Source organism: Lysobacter enzymogenes (assembly GCF_017168095.1).
In the GTDB taxonomy this organism is placed as follows: domain Bacteria; phylum Pseudomonadota; class Gammaproteobacteria; order Xanthomonadales; family Xanthomonadaceae; genus Lysobacter; species Lysobacter enzymogenes_D.
This window is the reverse complement of the sequence record NZ_LXSD01000289.1, coordinates 1-5,197: the sequence shown is the minus strand read 5'-3', so window position 1 is coordinate 5,197 and position 5,197 is coordinate 1. Positions and strand designations below refer to the sequence as shown.

Sequence of the window (5,197 nt, the reverse complement as noted above, 5' to 3'; positions counted from 1 at the left end):
CGCGGCGGGCTCGGCCGGCGCCGCGGGCGCGGGACGCACGCCGGCGATGATCTGATTGAGGTTGAGCAAGCGTCCCAGCGGCATGTATGTCTCCCTTGTCGGCGCAAAGCTTCGCCGTCGCCGCGCCGAAGGCGCCGCGTCCGTGTCCTTGTGGTCGTCCCTGTGGCCGGAATCGACAGCGCGATGCGCGCCGGCCACCCCCGATCAAACGCCGCTGCCGCGGCGCTCAGGACATTTCAAGAATGAAACATGCCGCCGGCGGCGGGGTCGGCTCATCCGGCCCCGACCAGGCCGTCGATGTGCTCGCGCAAGGTGGTCGGCCCGCGCCACGGATCCTGGGCCAGTTCCAGGCCGTCGACGGTCGCCGCGGTCATCGCCGCATACGATTCGGCCGCCGCCTGCGAAAAGCCTTGCTCGCGGAAGCCCTCGACCCAACGCTCGCGCGGCACCTGCTCGACCCGCACGTCCCGGCCCAGCGCGCTGGCGTAGCAGGCCGCCACGTCCTCGGGCGAATAACGCCGCGGCCCTTCGGCGTAACGCACCACCGATTCGACGGCCGGCGCCGTCATCAGTTCGGCCGCGGCCCGGCCCAGGTCGCGCGACGCGACCATCGGCAGGCGGAAGTTCGCGGGCAGGAAGCTGGTCACCACGCCGCGTTCGCGCGCGCTGCTCAGCGCGGCGTCCCAGTTGCTCATGTAGTACGCGGCGCGGATCACGCTGCACGGGATCGGCTGCGATTCCAGCGCCCGTTCCATCGCGTACAGCACGCCCAGGTCGCCGGCGCGCTCCAGCGGCTGCGCGCCGTAGGTGGATTCGGCGACGATCTTCTCCAGGCCCGAACCTTCCAGCGCGGCCAGAATCGAGGCCACGCCGGCCTTCTCGACCGCATCGGTGTCGCTGGCCGGATCGGCCGGCGGATTGAGCAGGAACAGGCGCCGACCGCTGCGCAGCACCTCGCGCAAGCCGGCGCTGTCGCGCACGTCCGCCACCGCCACCCGCGCGCCGCGCGCTTCCCACTCGCCGCGCTTGTCCGGATCGTGGGTCACCACGGTCACCGGCTCGCCGCGCGCGATCAGTTCGCGGGCCAGCGCGGAGCCGACATGTCCGGTACCGCCCAATACGATATGCATGCGAGCCTCCGTCCGGCCGAAGATGCGCGTCAGCTTAGGCGTGCCACGGTAAGGCCGGCGGCACAGACGGGTGAAGAGAACGTAGCGTGCGCGTACGCGCGGCGCGGCCGTGCGCGCGCCGCTGCGCAGCGGCAGCAGCCCGCAGCGGCGGCAAACGCGAGTCTCGCCGCTTACCGCCCCGGCAGCAGCGGCAGCTTCGGCGGCGGACCGTGAGACCAGACCGGACGCGCTTGGTAGTGCGCCTTGAACAGGCTACGTCCCTGCGCTTCGGCGGCGTCCCATTGCGCGGAAGTCAGCTCGGTGCCGTAGCGCTGCGGGCCGTCGGCCCACAGCGCGTCGAATTCGCCGCTGCGCCGTCCTTGCACCAGATCGCGGACGTAACGATAGGCCTGTTCCTGCAACGGATCGCGCGCGTACAGGCCGTTGCGGCCGGCATAAGCGTCGATGTACAGGTCCAGCGCCTGTTCCTCGCCCGCGGCGCGGCTCTGCTCCAGCCATTCGCGCGCCAGCGTGCGGCGCGCCGCGATGCGCTCGATGTCGGCGATCAGCGCCTCGCGGTCGCCGCCGCTTTGCCGCGCCCAAGCGCTGACATAGGCCAGGCGCGCGCCTTTGGCGTCGCCGCGCCCGGCGCGCTCGAGCCAGCTCATGCCCTCCTCCAACGCGGTTTGGCCGACGCGGGCGCAGGCATCGTGCTGGTCGAGATCCTGGGCGAACTGCCGCTGCACGCTGGCCTGGCGCGCGAGCGAAGCCGCATCGGTTCCCTCGTCCGCCATTACGATGTCGAGCATTTCCAGCAGCTTGGCCGGCGATTGTTCCTGCAACGTGCGCAGGCAACCGTTCAAGCGCTGGCCCAGGACCGCGGCGGCGTCGAGATCGCCTTGTTGCGCCGCCGCCAGCAGCTCGGGATAGATCCGGTCGATCGGCAGCATCCGCCGGCGCAGCGACGGATCGCGCTGCATCATCTCGGCGTTGCGGCGTTCGGACTCGGCCAGCATCGCCGGCGACTGCCTGGGCAGCGCGGACAGGCGCTGACGCAACCGGGTCGCGGCGTCGTCCACGCGCGGGGCGGGGCTTGCACCCGTCGCCGGCGTCGTCAGCGGCGCGGGGATCGACGCGACGCGATCCGACGCGCCACGCGCGTACCACCACGCCAACGCCGCCAGACCCGCGCAAGTCAGCGCCGCCGCTATCGCCGCGCCCCTCATCGCGGCGCCCTGCGCTGCCGGAACGCCTGCAGGATCTGCGCCGCGCGACGGTCTGTCTCGGCCGCCTGCGGCGCATCGCCCGACGCGATCAGTTGTTGTTCGACGAAGCCATGTACGCCCGCCGGCATCCTGCGCCCCGCCTCGGTGCCCCGATACGCCTTGAAATAGGCCAATGCCTCGGTCATGTCCCGCCCCAGATACGGTTTGCTGCCGTGCGCGACGGCCAGCGCCAGCAGCGATTCGGGTTCGCCCGCCTGGAACGCGCGATGCAGGTAGGCGCGGGCGAGCTCGCGCCGGCGCGCCACCTCGGCGGCATGGTCGAGCAGGTCGCCGTCGGACGGCAGGTCTTCGAAAGCGAATTCGCCGTAATCGACCATCGCCCGCGCATGGCCTCGCTCGGCCGCCAGTTCCAGCCATGCGCGCGCATCGCCCGCGCGCGCCGACGCCGACAGGTCGCCGACGTCGCCGCAGATCGCATCGGCCCTGTCCTTGAAGTACAGCACCGCATCGAGCAACTGCGGGTCGTCCAAGCTGCGCCCGCCGATGCGCACTTGCGTCGTGCCCTTGGCCGTCGCGCGCGCGAGCATTTCGGCGAATTCGCCGCCGGGCATCGGCTGATAGTTGCGGCAGCGGCCCAGCACCTCGCCGAGGCGATACGCGGCCTGCGCATCGCCGGCGCGGGCGCGCACTTCCAGCTCGGCGCGGATGTCCTGGAAGCGGCCTCGCGGCAGCGGCGCCTGGCGCGATGCGGCGGCCGGCGCGGACGCGCCTGCGAACGTCGAGGCCTTGGCGGCGGCCGGTGCGCCGGCGCCGTCGCGCGGCTCGACGGGCCGTTCGCGGCCCCACATCCACCACCCCACCAGGCCCGCCGCGAGCAGCAGCAATGCCGCGATCCCAACGACGCCGGCGCGGCGCTTGCGCGTAGTCGGTTCCATCTGCCTGCCCTCGGCGATTCCCTCGCCCTTCGTCCTTGCGACACTCGTTGGATGCGGCGGAACCGGCTCAGCCGGTTCCGCCGCCGCGGCTCATTCCACCGTCACCGCTTTCGCCAGATTGCGCGGCTTGTCCACATCCGTCCCGCGCGCCAGCGCCGCGTGGTAGGCCAGCAACTGCACCGGAATCGCATGCACCACCGGCGACAGCACGCCGACGTGGCGCGGGGTGCGGATCACGTGCACCTGCTCGGATTCGCCGAAGTGGCTGTCCAGGTCGGCGAACACGAACATCTCGCCGCCGCGCGCGCGCACTTCCTGGATGTTCGACTTCACCTTCTCCAGCAGCTTGTCGTTCGGCGCGATCACCACCACCGGCATCGCCGCGTCCACCAGCGCCAGCGGGCCGTGCTTGAGCTCGCCCGCCGGGTACGCCTCGGCGTGGATGTAGGAGATTTCCTTGAGCTTGAGCGCGCCTTCCAACGCGATCGGGTAATGCACGCCGCGGCCCAGGAACAGCGCGTGGTGCTTGGGCGCGAAACGCTCGGCCCAGCCGGCCACCTGCGGCTCCAGGTTCAGCGCGTGCTGCACGCTGCCCGGCAGGTGGCGCAGCGCGTCGAGGTATTCGGCCTCCTGTGCGTCGCTGAGCGCGCCGCGCAGCTTGGCCAACGTCGCGGTCAGGGTGAACAGCGCCACCAGCTGGGTGGTGAAGGCCTTGGTCGAGGCCACGCCGATCTCGGCGCCGGCGCGGGTGTAGTACACCAGCTGGCTCGCGCGCGGGATCGCGCTCTCGGGCACGTTGCAGATCGACAGGGTCTTGTCGTGGCCCAGCGATTTGGCGTACTTCAGCGCTTCCATCGTGTCCAGCGTTTCGCCGGATTGCGAAATCGTCACGATCAGCTGCTTCGGGTTCGCCACCGCGGCGCGATAACGGTATTCGCTGGCGATCTCGACCTTGCACGGCAGCCCGGCGATGGCCTCGATCCAGTAACGCGCGGTCAGGCCGGCGTAATAGCTGGTGCCGCAGGCCAGGATCTGCACGCCCTCGACGCCGGCGAAGACTTCTTCGGCCTTCGCGCCGAACAGCGACGCGCTGAAGCCGTTGTTGTCCATCACCGCCTCGATGGTGTCGGCGATCGCGCGCGGCTGCTCGTGGATCTCCTTCTGCATGAAGTGCCGGTACGGGCCCAGCTCCAGCGAGGCCAGCGACACGTCCGACAAATGCACGTCGCGCTCGATCGGCGCGCCGTCCGCATCGAACACCCGCACCGCGGCGCGGGTGACCTCGGCGGTGTCGCCCTCTTCCAGGAAGATCACCCGGCGCGTGGCCTGCACGATCGCCGACACGTCGCTGGCGACGAAGTTCTCGCCCTCGCCCAGGCCGACCAGCAGCGGGCAGCCCATGCGCGCGGCGATCAGGCGGCCCGGCTCGTTGAGGCTCACCACCGCGATCGCATACGCGCCGACCAGCTCGCGCACCGCCGACTGCACCGCCGCGAGCAGGTCGTGGCCCTGCTTCAGATAAGAATGGATCAGGTGGGCGATCACTTCGGTGTCGGTCTGCGATTCGAACGCATACCCGGCCGCGCGCAGGCGCTCGCGCTGCTCGTCGTGGTTTTCGATGATGCCGTTGTGCACCACCGCCAGTTCGCCGAAGCTGATGTGCGGGTGCGCGTTGGCTTCGGTGACTCCGCCGTGCGTGGCCCAGCGGGTGTGGCCGATGCCGACCTGCGCGCTGAACGCCTCGGACTGCGCCGCCGCCTCCATCTCCGCCACGCGCCCGGTCCGGCGCACCCGGCGCAGCTGCGCGCCGTCGAACACGGCAATGCCGGCCGAGTCGTAACCGCGGTATTCCAACCGCTTCAAGCCGTCGATCAGGACCGGCACCACATCGCGATCGGCGATCGCGCCTACGATTCCGCACATGCTG

At 70.9% G+C, this 5,197-nt stretch carries 4 protein-coding genes; all 4 read right to left on the bottom strand.

Features of this window, described 5'->3' with window-relative positions:
• Positions 1–272: 272 nt before the first annotated feature.
• Complete coding sequence (locus A7A76_RS09225; protein WP_206410928.1) at positions 273–1,130, bottom strand: NmrA family NAD(P)-binding protein; 858 nt, start codon at positions 1,128–1,130, stop codon at positions 273–275.
• Positions 1,131–1,300: 170 nt separating this feature from the next.
• Positions 1,301–2,188, bottom strand: a complete 888-nt coding sequence (locus A7A76_RS09220; RefSeq protein WP_206410927.1) for a hypothetical protein — start codon at positions 2,186–2,188, stop codon at positions 1,301–1,303.
• 143 nt (positions 2,189–2,331) lie between these two features.
• On the bottom strand, positions 2,332–3,024 hold the full coding sequence (locus A7A76_RS09215; RefSeq protein ID WP_206410926.1) for a hypothetical protein: 693 nt from the start codon (positions 3,022–3,024) through the stop codon (positions 2,332–2,334).
• Positions 3,025–3,360: 336 nt separating this feature from the next.
• Positions 3,361–5,193 (bottom strand): glutamine--fructose-6-phosphate transaminase (isomerizing), encoded by a 1,833-nt coding sequence (gene glmS, locus A7A76_RS09210; RefSeq protein ID WP_206410929.1) that lies wholly within the window; start codon positions 5,191–5,193, stop codon positions 3,361–3,363.
• Between the last annotated feature and the right edge of the window lie 4 nt (positions 5,194–5,197).